Source organism: Erysipelotrichaceae bacterium 66202529 (assembly GCA_017161075.1).
GTDB lineage: Bacteria > Bacillota_I > Bacilli_A > Erysipelotrichales > Erysipelotrichaceae > Clostridium_AQ.
Map to the genome: position 1 here is coordinate 2518793 of CP046174.1, position 18168 is coordinate 2536960.

Here is an 18168-nt window from a genome sequence, read left to right on the forward strand (position 1 = left end):
CATATACGCTTTGTTCATCGTCCTTGTCTGCAATAGTATCTCTGTTTATTATATGACGCATATGTGATAATTTCAATATATAATTAAACTGATGACTAAAAAAAGCCAAATACAAAGCACCTATGCGATCATATACGCAACGGTTAAGAACCGTGTACCTGGAATAGATCCTGTGTTATATGTCGTCCGTCGATTGCCTGTTCCCTGTTTCACACCAGCCAGACGTGTATATCCTGGTAAACTATGTTAATTCAACAAGCTGAAAAAGCAGACAATGAACTGAAATGCACCTTCATAATTTGCTTTTCCAAATTATGGGGTTTACTTCAAACCTGCCTGCTTTTCTTTTCCCTGGTATTTCGATATTTATCCAATATAGCTTGACATGACATTCTATCGTTGTAAAAAACGGAGCTGCTATGCTTTTTTCTTTATAAACCTATAACGCATGTCACATATTTTATACAAAACCAATCATAGCTTCCTTGGTTGAGCATTCCTTGTTCCCCATATCTGTACATGTGCGTTTTCTAGCTTCCTCTCAACGTAGCCACCTTACAGGGTATAGCTTCGTTAACAGCCTCTTTCCATGCTTTTTTCAATGCTTTTCAACCGCTTCTATTATCATCCCTCTGCTGTTTCCAGTAGCTGCATTCTTCCTGCAGCAGCTCTAATGTAAGCTGTACTGCCTTTTTGATCTCCTTGTTTTTCAACTGCTGCTTCCAGCTTGCAAGTGCCGTTTGTGTCTGCGCATCGGGGCTGCGCTGTAAAAGGGTCCGAATCAGCATGCTCCCATTCATTGCTGCCTCTATCTGTTCCACAATATTACATATACATGGATTTTCATGATGCTTCAAAATGTGCAGTACAAGCTTAGGAGACAGACTCTGCTGCGTACAGACTGCTTCTCCAATCGCATACAGCTCCTTTGCTGGACAGCGTTCCATACACGAAGCCAGAGACGCTTTCGCAACCAGCTCCAGCAGCTCCAGTGAACAACTGTAATACTCCAGCAGTGCCTGTACCTGTGCATCCTGCAGGTAGGCGGCTGTCTGCTTACAGGAATACACCGACCGGCTTCCCAAACCGTTTACGGTTGCCACAAGGTTCAAATCATTCATGAATTTCATAGTGCGCCGCATGGTACGAAGCGATACCGCATAGCGTTTTGCGAGCTGCTCCAGATTAAGCAGCTGTCCGTTTGGGTAACAGTTTTCTGCGATATCCTGTAGAAGATAGCCGGCAGTCTGCATATATAAATAGGAAACCTCACGTCCCGTATACCATTCAAATTCAATGACCCTTTGTGCAGTGATACCGGCACATACCCGGTTCAAATAACGGTTGCTGTTTTTCTTTGTTATATCACAGAAATAACGGATCGTTTTTTTCATCATAAAGGGATTGTTTTGCACCACAAAGAGCAAAATCCGGGCGAGTGTATCCGATAGCTTTACCTTGTTATCCGCCAGTACCTCCTCGGAATGTGCATGATGTGCATAGGGCAGATATAGAAAGTCAAGCAGTTGCTTCACCAAATCCTGCAGATAGGGATTATGCAGAAAGCCAAGCACCTTCAGATATAGCTGCTGCAACGCCTCATTCAGCTCATAAAGCGTATGCTCCTGCTGTGTTAGCTGGCGAACCCCCTGCTGCAGCTCCTCCAACTGAGTGGCATCGCTTTGCTTTAAAGCCTCCTGTATTGCCACCGGCATCAACATGCCTAGTGCATCATAAGCATGCGCAATCCCCTGTTTGCTGCAAGCCATGCGGTACAGAAAATGCGGATTGCTTTCCAGCTGATGAATATCCAGACGTACTCTGGCACAGCTGCCCTTTTCCCTGTGTACCACACCATCCGCTTCTAACAGAGCAAGTGCGGCGCGAATAGTGTTACGCCCGGCGGAAAAGCGTTCACACAATGCCTGCAGAGAAGGCAGTCTGGTACCGTATGCATAGGTTTCCTTATAAATATCCTGCAGAAGCTGTCTGGCAATCTGCCGGTATAGTGTCGACTCCTGTTCCATATCATCACTCTCCAACAGCTACAGTATACCCTACCTGCTGCCGTTTTGGTACACTCTTTTTGCTTTTTACATCCTGAAGCATAATACAACAGAAAACGTGCAGGCCACAAAAGGCAGGACTGTCATAGCGGTACTCCCAGCTGACAAATTGAATTTTTAATAGGTACAATATGCTATTTTTATATGCAGAGCATACCGGCTTTGGAATCAAAACCAGACAGTAAGAAGCCCTACGGCATACCAATCACCTGCCCCTTGTTTTCTAGCAAAGGCACGGGTTTTGTTCAGCCCCTCATCAGAATAACACAGTAATCTTTTTATCCGATACCAAGCGTATATCGCTATATTATAGAGCTTATAGATAAATTACGGCGAACTTGCTTCTGCAGGGGATAAAAGACCCGGCATTAAAATAGTGCATGATGCAATGACATCAGGCAGAATAATAAGCCGATTGCTGTAAAGACCGTTCTTGAAAGCCTATTCACCCGATACAGAAAAAACCGTGTGCATACACACATCGGTTTACGTTCTAGTATAAATGGTTTCTTCACTTACGATCATATCCAGTGGCACATCCTGCGCATGAAGCTGCAGCCTGTCCTTCTGACATGCAAAGGCAATCCCAATCGTTTTTGCCCTGCACTGGGGTAGATAACGGTCATAATATCCCCTGCCATGTCCCATACGGTTACAGGCCTCATCAAAGGCTACCAGCGGTACCAGAAGGATATCCAGCTCCTGCGGCTCTGCCTGCTGTGCATGCACAGGCTCCCAGATACCGAAGCTGCCTTTTTGATATGCGGTAGCTTCATCCACATAATAAAAGCTCATGGAGTCTTTATCACATACAGGAAGACACATGCGTATTCCCTTTGTATCCAGATAAGAAAGATCCACTTCGCTTCCCGTAGCACAATAGGCGGCAACCGTCCCCTTTAGCAGCGGCTGCAGACGCTCACAGATCACCTTGCTGTACTGTTCGCGCAACTGCGGTGATAATGCATTTCGACGCCTGAGCACCCTGGCTCTGATGTCATCCAATGGACTCACTCATATCCAGCTTCAAAAGCTGATTCAATTCAACAGCATATTCCATCGGAAGCTCTCTGGTAAACGGCTCCAGAAAGCCCATGACGATCATTTCCGTCGCAGCACTGCGGCTCAACCCACGGCTCATCAGATAAAACAGCTGCTCCTCACTGATGTTGGATACGGTAGCCTCATGCTCGATCTGAGACGTCATATTTTTGGAAATATTTGTCGGTATCGTATCACTGCGTGACTGCTTATCCAAAATCAGCGTATCACATTCCACCTTGCTCTTGGCGTAGGCAGCATTGGGACCATGCAGTACAAGACCACGGTAATTGACTTCCCCACCGTTTCGGGAAACAGATTTTGATACAATATTGCTGTACGTATGATCTGCCAGATGGATCATTTTCGCCCCGGCATCCTGTATCTGGTTCTTCCCTGCTACCGCGATGGAAATACACGTTCCTTTCGCATACGGCTCTGCCAGAATACAGGCCGGATACTTCATATTCGTCTGCGAACCGATATTGCCATCGATCCATTCCATGCTGCCACTCTCAAACACCTTGGCACGCTTCGTCACCAGATTGATAATATTGTCACTCCAGTTCTGCACAGTGGAGTAACGGCAGCGTGCATGCTTATGCACGAAGATTTCCACGACAGCCGCATGCAGCGAATCCTTTGAATAGGTTGGTGCTGTACAGCCCTCGACGTAATGCACATCTGCTCCCTCATCCACGATAATCAGCGTACGCTCAAACTGTCCCATACGCTCCGTATTGATACGGAAATAGGACTGCAGCGGCTTTTCCAGCTTTACGCCCTTAGGAACATAAATAAAGCTTCCTCCACTCCATACGCAGCTGTTCAACGCTGCGAATTTATTATCCGTATAAGGAACCAGCTTACCGAAATACTTCTGAAACAGATGGGGATGCTGCTTTAATGCTGTATCGGTATCCAGGAAAATAACCCCCTTGGATTCCACCTCCTCCAGCATATTGTGATATACCGCTTCGGAATCATACTGGGTGGTAACCCCGGCGAGAAATTCCTTCTCCGCCTCCGGAATCCCCAGCTTGTCAAAGGTATCCTTAATCGTATCCGGAACATCATCCCAGCTTTTTTCCGTCTGCTCACTCGGCTTGATGTAATATGTATAATCATCAAAATCCAGATTGGTCACATCCGGCCCCCAGGTCTGAATCGGCATGCGTTCAAACTGTTCAAAGGCACGCAGACGGTAGTCCAGCATCCACTGCGGCTCCTTTTTTTTATGAGAAATAGCCAGAATCGTTTCTCTGGTCAATCCCTTGCCTGTATTGTATATACTGACATCCTCGTCATGGAAGCCGTATTTGTATTCTTCATTTACAGGAATCTTGGTTTCACTCATGACGTTCCTCACTTTCTTCTATCATTTCCTTCATCGCCTTCCAGCCGATGGTAGCGCATTTGATCCGGTTTGCCTGACTTCCCACATTATGGAACGCCACTGCCTCCTCCAGCTTTTCTTCATCATACTCGCGCTGATCGATCATATGGAAGTAATTGGCGATGATTTCCTTTGCCTCCTCCACACTTTTTCCTCGCAGCAGCTCACTCATGATAGAGGTGGAGGCAGTGGAGATCGTACATGCCACACCATCGAAGCGCACGTCCTCCACAATCCCATCCCGTATCTTGCTTTGTACATAGATATCATCAATGCAGGATTCACTGGCCATATGCTTTTGCACATAGCCGTCCTCCTTTGTCAGCTCATGATTTCTCGGATATTCATAATGATCCATGATAATGGAACGCAGAATCATCGGATCCTTTAATAAGTCACTCATCGTTACGGCCTCCTAAAAAAAGACATCCAGGCAGGCTTCCATCGTAGCCCTGTGGCATACATCCAGAAAACGGTCAACATCTTCATAGGATGTGTACAGATAAAAGCTTGCACGTATGGTTGCGGACGTATCCAGCATATTGTTTAACAGCTTGGCACAGTGCTGTCCGCTGCGCACAGCAACCCCGTTGGCATTAAAGAAGGTCGCTGCATCCTGTGCAAATACATTTTTTACATTAAACGTGATGATCCCGGTATCCGCATGGGGATTATATACCTCGATATTGTCCAGCCTGCCAAGCTCACGGATCGCATATTCATGCAGCTCCATCTCCCACGCATGAATATTATCTAATCCAATGGATTGGATATATTGTAAAGCCGCATGCAGACCGAAGATTCCTTCAATCGGCTGGGTACCGCTCTCAAATTTATACGGAGCATTCTTCAGCTGAATATTTCCACACATGTCAAAGCGCGCATTGCTGTCACCACCCAGATACAGCGGATCCATGGCACTTAACAGCTCCAGCTTGCCATACAGAATGCCGATTCCGGTCGGCCCGCACAGCTTATGTGCGGAAAACGCCAGAAAATCACAATCCATATCGGTTACATCCACGGGCATATGCGGAACGCTTTGGGCACCGTCCACGACAACGATTGCGCCATAGCGATGTGCCAGCTCGCATATTTCCTTCATCGGTGCCTGATAGCCGAGTACGTTGCTGATGTGGGCAAGCGCAATCACCCGGACCCGCTCACTCATCATGGAAGCCACCGCCTCCAGGCGAATACGGCCTTCCTCATCCAGCGGCACGTATTGCACAATCGCTCCGGTATCCTGTGCCACCCGCATCCATGGCAGTACACAGGAGGCATGCTCCGCCACACTCGTTAAAATGATATCGCCCTCCTGCAGAAACTTACGGCCATAGCCGTATGCCACCAGATTTAATCCGGCACTTGCTCCGCTGGTATACACGATTTCACGCGGATCTGCCGCATGCAGAAAGGCAGCGACATCCTTGCGTGTCTGTTCATATTCCTGATCTACAAAATAGCTGAGATCATAATCGCCGCGGTGCGCATTGGCACCGTAATTCTCATAGTAATTAACGACCGCATCGATGACCTGCCGGGGCTTTAAGGTCGTTGCCCCGCTGTCCAGGTAAACGAGCGGATGTGACTGCATCGTTTTCTGCAGCATGGGAAAATCTTTTCTTATGTTTGCATTGTCAAGCATGTAGACCCACCTTCATTTCGATTTCGTCCTTCAATGCATTTCGTATAGCTTCCTGCTCAAACAGCTCCGTAATCGGCATAATATAGCCCACTGTCAACAGTCCCAGCGCCTGCTTGCGGGAAAGTCCGCGTGTCTGCAGGTAATACAGCTGGTTTTCATCGGGCTGCCCCAGCGTTGTCGCATGACTTGCCTTAACATCATTTTCGTCAATCAAAAGCACGGGAACCACTTCGCTGTCATGCTGCTCACTCATCGTCAGAACTCTTGTTTTCTGATGGGAATTGCTTTCGTAAGCACCCCTGATGATTTTACCGGTAGCCTCCATGCGATAGTGTGCACCATCCTCCACAACGGCATAATTCTCCATGAATCCCTCCGTATGCGGACAATGATGCGTACACTGCATTTGAAACTCCTTCCGGCTTTTCGCAATACAAGCACTGCGCAGCATAGCGCTTGCCCCTTCCTCCAGCAGCTCCAGTGCAACCTCAGCGCGGGTATCCCCTGCATTCAGCTCACACAGCGCCAGTGTCAAAGCGGCATCCTTATATACGCTTCCGCGCACCTGCAGCGATACTTCTTCACTGCCTTCGTTTTTCAGCATGACGACAAGAGAGCTTCCAGGCTTTGCAAGTATCTCCACCTGCAGCTCCTTCCTTCCACTGTATGTCACAAGCAGCGAAGCGTTTATGCGTTCGTCCACTACAAGCTGCACATCTTCCTGAATCTTGGAGCTGAGCTTTAGTGTCTCAAATCCGCTGCGTACGGTATATTCCATAGCTAAACACCTCTGCTTGCGCCGCAGGAGCCAAGCAGCTCAACTTTCTTTTCTTCCTCTCTGACAACCTGCACATCGTATTCCTTTTCAATCCAGTCATAGCCCTGCTGATCAATTTTTTCAACCAGCTCACTGCCCCCGCTGACAACGATACGGCCATCGACGAGTACATGTGCATGCGTCGGCTTTAATAAATCATAGAACCGGGCATAATGGGAAACAATCAGCAGTCCCATTTGCTGCTCCCTTTGCATCGTGTTCACTGCCTCTGCCACGATTTTCAATGCATCGACATCCAACCCGGAGTCAATTTCATCCAGCATGGCAATGGCAGGCTTCAATAGCTTCATCTGTACGATTTCATTGCGCTTCTTCTCACCGCCGGAAAAGCCCTCATTCAAAAAGCGGTGTGCCAGATCCTCTTTCATCTGCAGCTCTTTGATTGTTTTCTCCATCTCACGGATAAAGGAGAATAATGGAATCGGACGCTCTCTGCGCGCATTGATCGCCGCCCGTAAAAAATCAGAATTTGTTACGCCGCTGACCTCACTTGGATATTGCATTCCCAAAAACAGTCCGGCCTTGCTTCGCTCATCCACATCCATCGCTAACACATCCTGCCCATCCAGCAGAATGCTGCCGCTGGAAACGTGAAATTTCGGATTTCCCATAATGGCCGCCAGCAGGGTGGATTTTCCATTCCCGTTCGGCCCCATCAGCGCATGGGTTTCTCCGCTATGTATATCAAGGGAAAGCCCCTTTAAAATTTCTTTTCCATCCACATCGACATGCAGATCCTGAATACGTAAACAACTCATAATCATCATCCTTTCGTCCGGTTATTATCATACCAAATTTTTGTACAATTCACAATTCAAACGATTGATTTCAGCGTATTTCATACAAAAGAAATAGGGATTGTCATAAAAACCTGCAAATATCGGCTCATTTTACAAATCCCGACCTTTCTATTCATTATGCCCGTTCCCGTGTGTTTTCTTTCTGAACTTTTGTGTGAAATTACAGGAAAGACTTCCAAAAAATTGCAATTACAGGGTAAATACACTATAATATTACGGTATTCATTTAGGAGGACATTATGATCAAGATACTGAAAAAGCAATGGTTTGTCGTACTGATTGCGCTGATCTTTATTGGTTTTGCGATCTTCAGCGTCTATGACACAAACAAGGGCAAGCTGCCTGGAAAAAGTGTTGACGGCAAGGATGTAGTTGCAGGACTGAAGGGTGATATCAATATCACTGCCGATGAACTGTATAAGAATCTGAATAAAACATACGGAAAAAGCATGCTGTTTATGAAATTTCAGGCAGAGGTCATCAACAAAAGCGTCAAGACGAGTGATGAACTGAAGAAAACGGCAGAAACGTATGAATCCAACATCAAGCAGAGTGCGCAAAGCCAGGCATCCAGCAGTGGTGCGGATGCAGATGCGCTGATTGCACAGAATATTGCGCAATACGGATTTACATCCGATCAGCTGTATGAGTACTGCATGACAGTGGCAAAGATGGAAAAGCTGCAGAACGATTATATCGACAAGCATCTGGACGAGCTGTTCACACCAATTTACAAGGAAAAGAAATCTCGTACGGTTTCTCATATCCTGATTAAGATGGAGGACGCCAAGAATCCAACCAAGAAAGAGCTGGAAAAGGTTCAGAAGGTGGAGGATGCACTGAAAAAGGGTGACAGCTTTGCGGATGTTGCCAAGAAATACAGCGATGACAGCAGTGCAAGTGACGGCGGTTACCTGGGCTACATGGATTCCGATACCTCTTATGTAGACAGCTTTAAAAATGCAGCCTTCAAGCTGAAGGCCGGTGAAACAAGCGACTGGGTCAAGGAAAGCAATGACAACTATAACGGCTGGCATCTGATCCGTGTCGAGGAAACAGACAAGGCGAAGCTGGAAAAGGATAAAAAAGCAAAGGAATCTCTGTACAAGGCAATAGCCAACGGTACACAAAACCTGTCCAACACGTATTTGTGGGAAGCCGCAAAGAAGCTGGATATCAAATATGCAAATGATGATGTCAAGAAACAGATCATGGACATCCTGGACGTAAAGGAATAGGAGGACGAGAGCTATGAAAAAACTTTATACACTGCTCGCCGCTATGATGCTGTTCTCCCTGGCCGGCTGCAAGGACGCAACCGCAGGAATTTCAAACGGAAGCGAAGCACTGATTACTATCGACGGCAATAAAATCACCAATGACGATATCTATGGGCTGATCAAAACAAGCGCCGGCGCTACAGAAACACTGAATCTGGTGAAAGAACAGATTTATAAGAAGGAAAACATCAAGGTTAGCGACGCGATGAAAAAGGAAGCAGAGGAATCTGTAAAATCCCTGAAAAGCATGTATGGCGATAATCTGGAGAAAACACTGAAGCAATACGGCTATGATGATCTGGAGGATTACAAGAAGAAATCCGTTTACCCGGGACTGCAGCAAAAGGAATTAAACAAAAAATACATTAAGGCTAAGGAAAGCTCCCTGTTTAACAGCTATTATCCTGTCAAGGCACAGATCTTGGAAGCAGATTCCAAAAAGAAAGCCGAGAATGCCTTGAAGGCTTTAAAGGACGATAAAAATTTCAAGGCAGCTGTAAAGGAATATGGAACGACAACAACCTATAAGGGTACTGAGGAAATCTATAATTCCAAAAGCGGACTGCCTACAACCGTGTTCGATAAAATCAAATCCACCAATAAAAAGGGATTGATTGACAGCGTGATTGAGGATACAACAAACAAGAAATACTATGTTGTAAACGTAGTCAGCGTCACACCAAAGGATTTTGAGAAGGATGCGATTAACAGTATTGCTGAAAAAGCTTCCAGTGACATTGAACCGGCAGCTACTGCTTACTATCTGAAGAAATATGATTTTACTATTTACGATAAGGATGTCTATGATGGAATCAAATCCGCAAATGAATCCTATATCGTTCAGGATTAAGAGCCAGGTGCTCTTTTTCTTTTTCCTTGTTTCTGATATAATACGGGAAAAGGAAAGGAAGGATATTTATGTGTATTTTCTGCAGTATTGTGAACGGGGAAATCCCCTCCAGCCGTATTTATGAGGATGATACCGTAATTGCCATACTCGATATTTCACAGGTGACCAAAGGGCACACACTGGTGATTCCCAAGCAGCATACAGAAAGCTTCATGAGCTGTGATGCGGAACTGATGAAGCATGTCATGGAGGTCGCCCAGATGCTCTCTGTACGCATTATGGAACGCACCCATGCAGCGGGAATGAATATTCTAAGCAATATCAATGAAGCAGCCGGACAGAGCGTCATGCATTTCCACGTCCATCTGATTCCCCGCTACAGTGAACAGGATGCCTGTGTAATCCGGTTTGACGAAAGCGCTCCGGTGGATTTGGATGAGGTTGCAGCCTTGCTTCGATAACCATTACATTTCACGAAAGCAGAAAAAGACTTATTGTCCTACAGAACAAAATGGATCTGTAGGAATAAGTCTTTTTTATCATTCTGTTTTACTACGGAAGCAATTATACAGACGACTTCATAATATGCAGCTCATACATGCTTTTATATTTGCTTTTCATAAAGTCAATAAACTGATTTTCTTTATTCATGTCCAGAGCGTCATTGATGATCAGCTTTTCCCCATATACGTTTTCATCCAGTATGCTGAGGGACGTATTGATTTCATTATACGTAATCATATAATAAATGGTATCTTCCTTCACCTTCAATGTTTCCTTTTTACTGGAGGTATTGACCTCTCCCTTTGCCGTTATGGCATAAATATCAATGATTTTATCCTTTGCACTCGATTTTTTACCATCCAGAAATACACGGTATATCTGCTTCTGATCCACCAGCTCCACTTCTGAGCGGATAAAGAAGGATGTGAAATCCTCATCCAGAATCTGATCCATATTCTTATTGAGATAGCTTTTCGTACGCTCATCCAGCTTCTTCAGAAAGGAAGCCGGTATTTCGCTTACATCCGCAAACCGCTCCGGAAGATTTTCAACCGTTACCTTGCGGGTGACCGCAACAGGATTCACATGATAGCGGCTGGCAAGTGTTTCATCATACTTTGCGGTTATGGTCAGCACATCATTGTTTTTCAGCCTTTTGGCAGGTGTTACCTCATAGGTGATGGAGTCCATGAATTCCTGAATCCGCTGATTGTAATTCTGATTCCGGTTGATTACACGCACACTTGCGGAACCATCCTCTCCGCGATATTCAATACCGGCATCGCGGGTAACGTCAACCTCCACCGTACGGAAGAACAGCATATAGCAGGTGACATACAGGCTGATAACAATAAGCAGCATACTCATGGAGGTGATAAATTTATTTTTAACCGCATCCCGACTCGGCGGCTGAAAATGCATCGAACTCATACGGTTCATCCTTTCTGCAATATCCTTGTTATTATACCATGCTTTTCTATGAAATACTATGTGCCCCATCTGAAAATTTCCTTACAATTTGAAGAATAAACGCCTATTCACATGCTGAAAAAAACAGATAAATATGGGTACATAAAAGGAAATACCGCTATATCAGTAGTTCTATATTTATCTATATCTTTTTGCTGTATCTGCTGGCGATCTTTCGTAAAATAGTGACCAGAGGCTTTATAAAAGCGCTGTGTCAGTTAACCATCCTGCTTCTCTTTGTGGAAGCCGCCAGATCAGTACTTTTATTATGGCGGTTTATGACCCACAGAAAGGAATATAAGCAAAAACATGATGCAAGCTGCTTCACATATTACATTCCGGAAACAGCTGTATTGGATAATGAAAAAGAGTGCAGTGAAGAGAATTACTGAAAAAAAACAGGCGATGTTGAATTACCTGCTTTTCCTACGTATCATTCTTAGATGATAAAGGAACGTCTGATTTTTTATCAGGATACCTGTGCATATGCGGAGAAATAATTATTTGATGCTGTATATCGTACGTGCGTACCTGTGACTGCATGCTGCAGACAGAAAGCTGCACAGCCTGAAATGTTCCTATTTTTTCCTTTGTGCAAATGCCGCACATACATCATCTGGGACATAGGCGGTGATATCCTGATCGTATTTTACCAGCTCCCGTATGATGGAGCTGGATACATAGGAATATTTCGGCGACGCATAGAGCAGTACCGTTTCCACATCCGGAGCAATATGCTGGTTAACGCTGGCAATATCCAGCTCATACTCATAATCCTTTACGCTTCTCACACCGCGTACGATGGCACAGGCCTTCTTATGGCGTGCAAAATCCACAGTCAATCCATGATCCACTGCAGCCTCGACATTTGGCAAATGAGCAGTATTGGCCTTCAAGAATGCCAGACGCTCCTCTATGGAAAAGGTGGCATGCTTATCGGAATTTTCCAAAATCACCACAACCAGCCGGTCAAACAGCCTGCTGGAACGCTCAATGATATCCAGATGTCCCAGCGTTACCGGATCGAAGCTGCCTGGAAAAATAGCTGTTTTCATTCTGTCAGCTCCTTTCGATAATAGGTTATACGGGTAATGCCATAGGTGACATCCTTAACCTTATGCAAGGCACCGACCTGCTCCGGGAATTCATCCTCCTTCAGGCTTTCGCACACGATATCGCCCTGCTCCTTCACCATATCATGTGCATCCAGATACTGCAGGATCCAGAGAATCTGCTGCTTCTTATAAGGAGGATCTATATACACCAGATCAAAGGTCTGTTCACTCCTTGAAGCCTGCTCCAGCACCTGACGGTAATCCATCTTCCATATCGTCACGCGGTTCTCAACGCCCAGCACCTTCACATTTTTGCGAATCGTGGAAATAGCGGAATAGCTGACATCACTAATCAGAGCATGCTCCATGCCGCGGGAAATCGCCTCCAGTGACATGTTGCCGCTTCCGCCGAACAAATCCAGCATACTCCCTCCTTCAAAATAAGGGCCGATGCGGGAAAATATGGCACCCTTTATTTTATCCGTTGTAGGCCGTGTGTTATTGCCTTCGACAGCCGAAATCACACGGGATCGAAATTCCCCTGCAACAATTCTCATTTTTTTCAACTCCTTATGTATAAAGCAAATGGATACGGGAAGTATAATAGTGCAGCCGGTAAAACGGCTGTTACCCCCCAATCTTTGTTTCTCCTCTTCCCTTTCTTAAAGAGCCCTTTACCCCTTAGGGCTCTTTTTTATTTATTCGGGATTTGTGCTTTTGTCGCAGCACTGACGGCCACGCTGCCCTGTCTGCGAATTCTTGCGATTACCGACTGGGAAATACCGATTGCCGTCATGATGGACATCAGCGAGGAGCCGCCGCTCGATATAAACAGCAGTGGAACACCAGTCAGCGGAATCAGACCACTAATTCCTCCGACATTTAATGTAAAGTGGATGAAGATGTACATAGCAGTACCAACCAGAATGATTTTATATCCCTCACTCTTTGTGTGAAATGCATAGTAAAACAAACGCTGCAAAATGATCACATAGCCCAGAATGACAATTAAAAGGCCGAATATTCCAAGCTCCTCTACAATAATGGAAAGAATAAAGTCATTATCCGACTGTGTCAGATAGCCGTACTTTTGAATGGAATTACCCAGTCCCACACCGGTGAAGCCACTGCGTGCGAAGCCATACAGACCGTTGATCAGCTGATATCCGTTGTTATGCGGGTCTGTGAACGGGTTTAAGGCATTTTCAATACGCACCGCAACGTGCTGCAAGGGCCCGATATTGTTCAAGAAATTGATAACCGGCTCACTCATGATAAATACGATACTGATACAGCCGACCACAAGCCCCAGCCGTACCCAGCGCTGCTGCTTCCGCAAGCTGCTGTGCGAAGGAATCAGAAAGCAGATAGCACAAAGCAAAATCAGTACAAAGAGGGTTCCAAGATCCTTTTGAAGCAGAATCGCCGCTGCTATCACCAGAAAGAAATATACGGGAATCCGGACAATCGTCCAAAATTTAAACTTCCGCTTGCGAGCAGTCAGCTCCACAAACACCGCCATGACAACAACCATATAAACCTTTGCGAACTCAGAGGGCTGAATCGTCATTTCTCCCAGACCAGGCACCGGAATACGGATCCATGCCTTGCTTCCGAGAACACCTTTAAAAAACTGGGTGGAAAACAGAGCGATGATGATGCCGATTCCAAAAATCGGAAACAGCTTCTGCGCCCGCTTCATCGTAAAGTTATTCGCAAAAAAGGTCATCAGCGCATAGGATATGACGATGAAAAACAGCTGCTTCGCCAGAACCTTAGGGATGATATAGGGATCCTTTGTCGTATTTCCGACATTGGTGGATACGATCATCAGGGTACCGAACAGGATCAGAATCAGCACCGCAAACTGCATCAGAAAATCAAATTTTTTCGGCATTTTCAATGTCAATACAATATTTTTTATTCGCATGCGCATTCCTCTCCTTTTTCATTTCTCATGTATCTTTTATAATATCATAGATTCCATGTTTTTTCACAATAATTTCGCAAAACACTTCCATTCTCGAAGAAAAGCGTTTAAAATAGTATGGTAAGAAAAGGAGTTTGCATATGAGTTTGAACTATGATGATATTGTAAAGGATACAGATGCAATCGTTCGTACGAAAAGTGAAGTCGTAAAGCTTCCCCTCACTGCTGAGGATGAAGCACTGCTGATGGACATGCTCAGCTACGTCCGGGATTCTCAGGATGCAGAGCTAGCTGAGGCGAATAACCTGCGCCCTGCAGTGGGAATCGCTGCCATACAGCTTGGTGTGGCAAAGCGGATGCTGGCTGTTGTGGTGCCCAATGATGAGGATATTGATGAATATGCGCTCGTCAATCCGCGTATCATTTCAGAATCAGTACAGCGCGCCTATCTGAAAAACGGAGAGGGCTGTCTGTCTGTTGAGAAGGAGCATGAAGGGATCGTGCCAAGAGCTGCACGTATAACAGTAAAGGGCTATGACCTTCTGCAAAAGCAGGAAATCACAATCAAGGCGAAGAACTATCTTGCCATTGTCCTTCAGCATGAAATCGACCATTTTTCAGGAACGTTGTTTTATGACCGCATAAACAAACAGGATCCATGGCGGGAGGATCCAAACGCAATCGTCATTGAATAATGCTCAGAAATGAGCATTTTCTTATGGCTGAAGCGCCGATTTTGAGAAATGATACGCGCTTACATAGGGGAATCACCAGGAAAACACGTTTATTTTTTCAAAGTATTATGCACCATGCCTCTGGGTATGCTATAATAGTAAAAGATATCAGGTGCAGATTCATTTTTGATATGTAAGAAAGGAGTTATTTATGAATAACAATCATCGTAATAATAGAAGTACTGCACCGAGAAACAATCAGGAGACTACAAAGAACAGTTATAATAAAATAAGTACGGAACGCGGAGATACACTCATCTATGCTATGGGTGGTCTGGGCGAAGTCGGTAAAAATATGTACTGCTTTGAACACGAGAACGAGATACTGATTATCGATTCTGGTGTTCGTTTTCCTGAGGAAAACCTTCTCGGTGTTGATTATGTCATACCGGATTACAACTATCTGGTAAAAAACAACCGAAAAAGAAAAATTCTTGTCATTACCCACGGACATGAAGATCACATCGGTGGTATCCCCTTTTTGTTAAAGAGTGTGGATATCGAGGCAATCTATGCCCCTGCCTTTGCGGTGGCACTGATTAACAAGAAGCTGGAGGAGCGCAGAATGCTGCGCAGTGTGAAAATCATTGAAATCAATGATCGCAGCTCTGTTAAAATGCAGCACTTTACCTGCGGATTCTTTAATACAACGCATTCTATTCCTGATTCACTGGGAATTTTAATCAATACACCGAACGGACGTATCGTTCATACCGGTGACTTCAAATTTGACCTTACCCCGGTAGGAACCAATTCCGATTATCAGGTCATGGCTTATATGGGACAGATCGGTGTTGACCTGCTGCTGAGTGATTCCACCAATTCCGGTGTAGAGGATTTCTCTATTTCCGAGAAAAAGGTAGCGGCTGAAATCCTGGATACAATGAAGAAAACGAACGGTCGTCTGATCGTCGCAACCTTTGCTTCCAACGTATACCGGGTTTCCCAGATTCTGGAGGCTGCCGTTGCCTGCGGCAGGAAGGTTATTATTTTCGGGCGCAGTATGGAAAACGTGGTTACCATCGGGCGCAAAATGGGCAAAATCAAGGTCGGCGAGCAGCATTTCCTCAGTCCGGATCAGCTGTCCCGCACACCTGCGAATAAGACCTGTATCGTTTGTACTGGAAGTCAGGGAGAGCCGCTGGCTGCCCTGTCCCGTATTGCGAACGGAACGCACCGTTACATCAAGCTGATACCGGGAGATACCGTGGTGTTCTCCTCCAGTCCGATTCCAGGCAATGGAGCCAGTGTCAACCAGGTTGTCAATAAGCTGTTTCGTGCCGGTGCCAATGTTTTGACCAAATCCATTTTGAGTAACCTGCATACCACAGGACATGCCTCCCAGGAGGAACAAAAGCTCATGCTGCAGCTGATTAAGCCAAAATATTTCATGCCGATCCATGGTGAATACAAAATGCTGGTACAGCATAAGGAGACCGGTAAGGAAACCGGGCTTGCGGATGACCACATCTTCACCTGTGCAAACGGGGATGTACTGATCCTGCGCAATCACCAAGTGTTTGAAAGCAGCTTCCGTATTCAGGCGGATGACATCTATGTGGATGGAAACGACATCAGCGGTGTTTCCACAGCGGTATTAAAGGATCGTACCATTCTGGCAGACAACGGTCTGGTTGCCGCCATCATCGCTATTGATTCCAAGGAAAACAAGGTGCTGTGCAAGCCGGTGATCGTATCCCGAGGCTTTGTCTTTATCAAGGATTCCCAGGGATTGCTGCGGGAAGCAGAACAGATCGTATACGCTGCTTTAAACGAAAAGATGAAAGAACGGACAACCTTCTCCGAGCTGAAAAACTGCGTACGCTCCACACTGGAGCCGTTCCTGTACAATAAGACGCACCGTAATCCGATCGTCATTCCGGTTATCATCAATTCCAAAACGGCAATGGCTGCCATGGCACAGGCGAGAGCTGCCAGACAGACAAAACGTCCAATGAAAAAGAAGGAACCGCAAAACGCACAATCCTAGACAGTCAAACGACTGTCTTTTTTTATGGTAATGCCTGCTGTTTTATGATAGAATAGTAAAGAATATGAGGTGTCAGTAATGGTAAAAAAACTACTTAAAATCGTTTCTGTCCTGATACTTCTGGCTTTGATCGTCGCCGGCGTTTTTTTCTACTCTATCTATATTTCGGTAGATCGCGTCAACCTCAACTACCAGACGATTTCCTCCAGTAAGATACCAGAAGATATGAATGATTTAAAAATCGCATTTGTCAGCGATATTAAATACAATGAATATATGAATAAAGAGCGTTTGAGCAGTATGATCGGTAAGCTCAATACCGTAGGAGCAGATGTAGTGATCTTCGGCGGTGATATGTTTTCCAATCCGCAAACAAAGGCTCCGGATTCGCAAATGAGTAAGGATCTGACGACCATCCTGAAAAGCATTGATGCCCCGCTAGGTAAGTTTGCGGTGCTCGGTGATGAGGACTTGGCGAATGACAAGACAAAGAGCATCGTTTCTCAGATTTTATATGACAGTGATTTTGAAATTTTGAGTGATACGAGTATTCGCCTTAGAAACAAGGGTGATTCCAGCATCTCATTGATTGGGCTTAACAATATGCTGAATGGAGATCCACAGCCGGATAAGGCGATGAAAAAGGTCAGTAAGGATGAATTCAACATTCTGCTTACACACTGTCCCGATATTGTGAAAACAAGCGGTATCAATACACAGTATCTCAATCTTATTATTGCAGGACATTCCCTGGGCGGACAGATTTATCTGCCGGTACTTGGGCCGCTGCATACGATGGATGGTGCAGCCACCTATAACCATGGTTCCTATGATATCAATGGTACAAGTCTTTATGTATCCAACGGTCTGGGCACCAAGGATATTGATATGCGTCTGATGGCTCCTCCGCAAATTCTGATATTTCGACTTCAGCATGAAGCCGCAAAGAACTGACAGCAGTCAGTTTTTTTATCGCCGTCCAGTGTAAAATAAAAAGACAAAGGAAGCATCAGGTTGTTTTCATGTTAAGGTACAAAAAGGAAATGACATTCAAAGGGTTTGATACC

General features: G+C 45.4%; 18 protein-coding genes. 7 read left to right on the top strand and 11 right to left on the bottom strand.

Features of this window, described 5'->3' with window-relative positions; genetic code table 11:
- Positions 1–608: 608 nt before the first annotated feature.
- The 7 genes from GKZ87_11995 to sufC all read right to left on the bottom strand — a co-directional run bounded on the left by GKZ87_11995 (position 609) and on the right by sufC (position 7747).
- Positions 609–2027, bottom strand: coding sequence for a GntR family transcriptional regulator (locus GKZ87_11995; GenBank protein ID QSI26157.1), 1419 nt, complete (start codon positions 2025–2027; stop codon positions 609–611).
- A gap of 525 nt (positions 2028–2552) precedes the next feature.
- Entirely contained in the window at positions 2553–3080 is a 528-nt protein-coding gene (locus GKZ87_12000; GenBank protein ID QSI26158.1) for a 5-formyltetrahydrofolate cyclo-ligase, read from the bottom strand.
- The gene (gene sufB / locus GKZ87_12005) at positions 3064–4464 is read right to left on the bottom strand and encodes a Fe-S cluster assembly protein SufB (protein QSI26159.1); all 1401 of its coding nucleotides are present in this window, start codon (positions 4462–4464) and stop codon (positions 3064–3066) included. The genes GKZ87_12000 and sufB overlap by 17 nt, the downstream gene beginning before the upstream one ends.
- Positions 4457–4906: an SUF system NifU family Fe-S cluster assembly protein gene (locus GKZ87_12010; GenBank protein ID QSI26160.1), complete on the bottom strand. Its 450-nt coding sequence runs from the start codon at positions 4904–4906 to the stop codon at positions 4457–4459. Before GKZ87_12010 ends, sufB begins: the two co-directional genes overlap by 8 nt.
- Before the next feature lie 12 nt (positions 4907–4918).
- On the bottom strand, positions 4919–6151 hold the full coding sequence (sufS, locus tag GKZ87_12015; protein ID QSI26161.1) for a SufS family cysteine desulfurase: 1233 nt from the start codon (positions 6149–6151) through the stop codon (positions 4919–4921).
- On the bottom strand, positions 6144–6929 hold the full coding sequence (locus tag GKZ87_12020; protein ID QSI26162.1) for a SufD family Fe-S cluster assembly protein: 786 nt from the start codon (positions 6927–6929) through the stop codon (positions 6144–6146). Before GKZ87_12020 ends, sufS begins: the two co-directional genes overlap by 8 nt.
- Before the next feature lie 2 nt (positions 6930–6931).
- Complete coding sequence (gene sufC / locus GKZ87_12025) at positions 6932–7747, bottom strand: Fe-S cluster assembly ATPase SufC (GenBank protein ID QSI26163.1); 816 nt, start codon at positions 7745–7747, stop codon at positions 6932–6934.
- Between the two features lie 281 nt (positions 7748–8028).
- Here sufC and GKZ87_12030 point away from each other — a divergent pair, with 281 nt between their 5' ends.
- The 3 genes from GKZ87_12030 to GKZ87_12040 all read left to right on the top strand — a co-directional run bounded on the left by GKZ87_12030 (position 8029) and on the right by GKZ87_12040 (position 10380).
- Complete coding sequence (locus GKZ87_12030) at positions 8029–9027, top strand: foldase (protein ID QSI26164.1); 999 nt, start codon at positions 8029–8031, stop codon at positions 9025–9027.
- A gap of 13 nt (positions 9028–9040) precedes the next feature.
- Entirely contained in the window at positions 9041–9919 is an 879-nt protein-coding gene (locus tag GKZ87_12035) for a hypothetical protein (protein QSI26165.1), read from the top strand.
- A gap of 68 nt (positions 9920–9987) precedes the next feature.
- Entirely contained in the window at positions 9988–10380 is a 393-nt protein-coding gene (locus tag GKZ87_12040; protein ID QSI26166.1) for an HIT domain-containing protein, read from the top strand.
- Positions 10381–10483: 103 nt separating this feature from the next.
- Here GKZ87_12040 and GKZ87_12045 read toward each other — a convergent pair whose 3' ends face one another.
- Positions 10484–11353, bottom strand: coding sequence for a hypothetical protein (locus GKZ87_12045; protein QSI26167.1), 870 nt, complete (start codon positions 11351–11353; stop codon positions 10484–10486).
- A gap of 191 nt (positions 11354–11544) precedes the next feature.
- Here GKZ87_12045 and GKZ87_12050 point away from each other — a divergent pair, with 191 nt between their 5' ends.
- Positions 11545–11784: a hypothetical protein gene (locus GKZ87_12050; GenBank protein ID QSI26168.1), complete on the top strand. Its 240-nt coding sequence runs from the start codon at positions 11545–11547 to the stop codon at positions 11782–11784.
- Between the two features lie 186 nt (positions 11785–11970).
- Here the strand turns inward: GKZ87_12050 and coaD are convergent, their stop codons facing one another.
- The 3 genes from coaD to GKZ87_12065 form a co-directional block, all read right to left on the bottom strand.
- A complete protein-coding gene (coaD, locus tag GKZ87_12055) occupies positions 11971–12447 on the bottom strand; it encodes a pantetheine-phosphate adenylyltransferase (GenBank protein QSI26169.1) in 477 nt (158 codons plus the stop codon).
- Positions 12444–13004 (bottom strand): 16S rRNA (guanine(966)-N(2))-methyltransferase RsmD, encoded by a 561-nt coding sequence (gene rsmD / locus GKZ87_12060; protein ID QSI26170.1) that lies wholly within the window; start codon positions 13002–13004, stop codon positions 12444–12446. The genes coaD and rsmD overlap by 4 nt, the downstream gene beginning before the upstream one ends.
- Before the next feature lie 137 nt (positions 13005–13141).
- On the bottom strand, positions 13142–14377 hold the full coding sequence (locus GKZ87_12065; GenBank protein QSI26171.1) for an FtsW/RodA/SpoVE family cell cycle protein: 1236 nt from the start codon (positions 14375–14377) through the stop codon (positions 13142–13144).
- A gap of 140 nt (positions 14378–14517) precedes the next feature.
- On the opposite strand from GKZ87_12065, the gene GKZ87_12070 reads away from it, so the two are divergent.
- The 3 genes from GKZ87_12070 (at position 14518) to GKZ87_12080 (ending at position 18055) form a co-directional block, all read left to right on the top strand.
- Positions 14518–15072, top strand: coding sequence for a peptide deformylase (locus GKZ87_12070; protein QSI26172.1), 555 nt, complete (start codon positions 14518–14520; stop codon positions 15070–15072).
- A 190-nt stretch (positions 15073–15262) separates the two neighbouring features.
- Positions 15263–17101 (top strand): RNase J family beta-CASP ribonuclease, encoded by a 1839-nt coding sequence (locus GKZ87_12075; protein ID QSI26173.1) that lies wholly within the window; start codon positions 15263–15265, stop codon positions 17099–17101.
- Between the two features lie 78 nt (positions 17102–17179).
- Positions 17180–18055 (top strand): metallophosphoesterase, encoded by an 876-nt coding sequence (locus GKZ87_12080; protein ID QSI26174.1) that lies wholly within the window; start codon positions 17180–17182, stop codon positions 18053–18055.
- The last annotated feature ends 113 nt before the right edge of the window (positions 18056–18168 follow it).

Bases quoted from the DNA above. Each gene is read 5' to 3' on its own strand.
- GKZ87_12075 (QSI26173.1), top strand. From the start codon at position 15,263: ATGAATAACAATCATCGTAATAATAGAAGTACTGCACCGAGAAACAAT.
- GKZ87_12035 (QSI26165.1), top strand. From the start codon at position 9,041: ATGAAAAAACTTTATACACTGCTCGCCGCTATGATGCTGTTCTCCCTG.
- sufC (QSI26163.1), bottom strand. From the start codon at position 7,747: ATGAGTTGTTTACGTATTCAGGATCTGCATGTCGATGTGGATGGAAAA.
- GKZ87_12045 (QSI26167.1), bottom strand. From the start codon at position 11,353: ATGAGTTCGATGCATTTTCAGCCGCCGAGTCGGGATGCGGTTAAAAAT.
- GKZ87_11995 (QSI26157.1), bottom strand. From the start codon at position 2,027: ATGGAACAGGAGTCGACACTATACCGGCAGATTGCCAGACAGCTTCTG.
- GKZ87_12010 (QSI26160.1), bottom strand. From the start codon at position 4,906: ATGAGTGACTTATTAAAGGATCCGATGATTCTGCGTTCCATTATCATG.
- sufS (QSI26161.1), bottom strand. From the start codon at position 6,151: ATGCTTGACAATGCAAACATAAGAAAAGATTTTCCCATGCTGCAGAAA.
- coaD (QSI26169.1), bottom strand. From the start codon at position 12,447: ATGAAAACAGCTATTTTTCCAGGCAGCTTCGATCCGGTAACGCTGGGA.
- sufB (QSI26159.1), bottom strand. From the start codon at position 4,464: ATGAGTGAAACCAAGATTCCTGTAAATGAAGAATACAAATACGGCTTC.
- GKZ87_12070 (QSI26172.1), top strand. From the start codon at position 14,518: ATGAGTTTGAACTATGATGATATTGTAAAGGATACAGATGCAATCGTT.
- GKZ87_12080 (QSI26174.1), top strand. From the start codon at position 17,180: ATGGTAAAAAAACTACTTAAAATCGTTTCTGTCCTGATACTTCTGGCT.
- GKZ87_12030 (QSI26164.1), top strand. From the start codon at position 8,029: ATGATCAAGATACTGAAAAAGCAATGGTTTGTCGTACTGATTGCGCTG.
- GKZ87_12065 (QSI26171.1), bottom strand. From the start codon at position 14,377: ATGCGAATAAAAAATATTGTATTGACATTGAAAATGCCGAAAAAATTT.
- rsmD (QSI26170.1), bottom strand. From the start codon at position 13,004: ATGAGAATTGTTGCAGGGGAATTTCGATCCCGTGTGATTTCGGCTGTC.
- GKZ87_12020 (QSI26162.1), bottom strand. From the start codon at position 6,929: ATGGAATATACCGTACGCAGCGGATTTGAGACACTAAAGCTCAGCTCC.
- GKZ87_12040 (QSI26166.1), top strand. From the start codon at position 9,988: ATGTGTATTTTCTGCAGTATTGTGAACGGGGAAATCCCCTCCAGCCGT.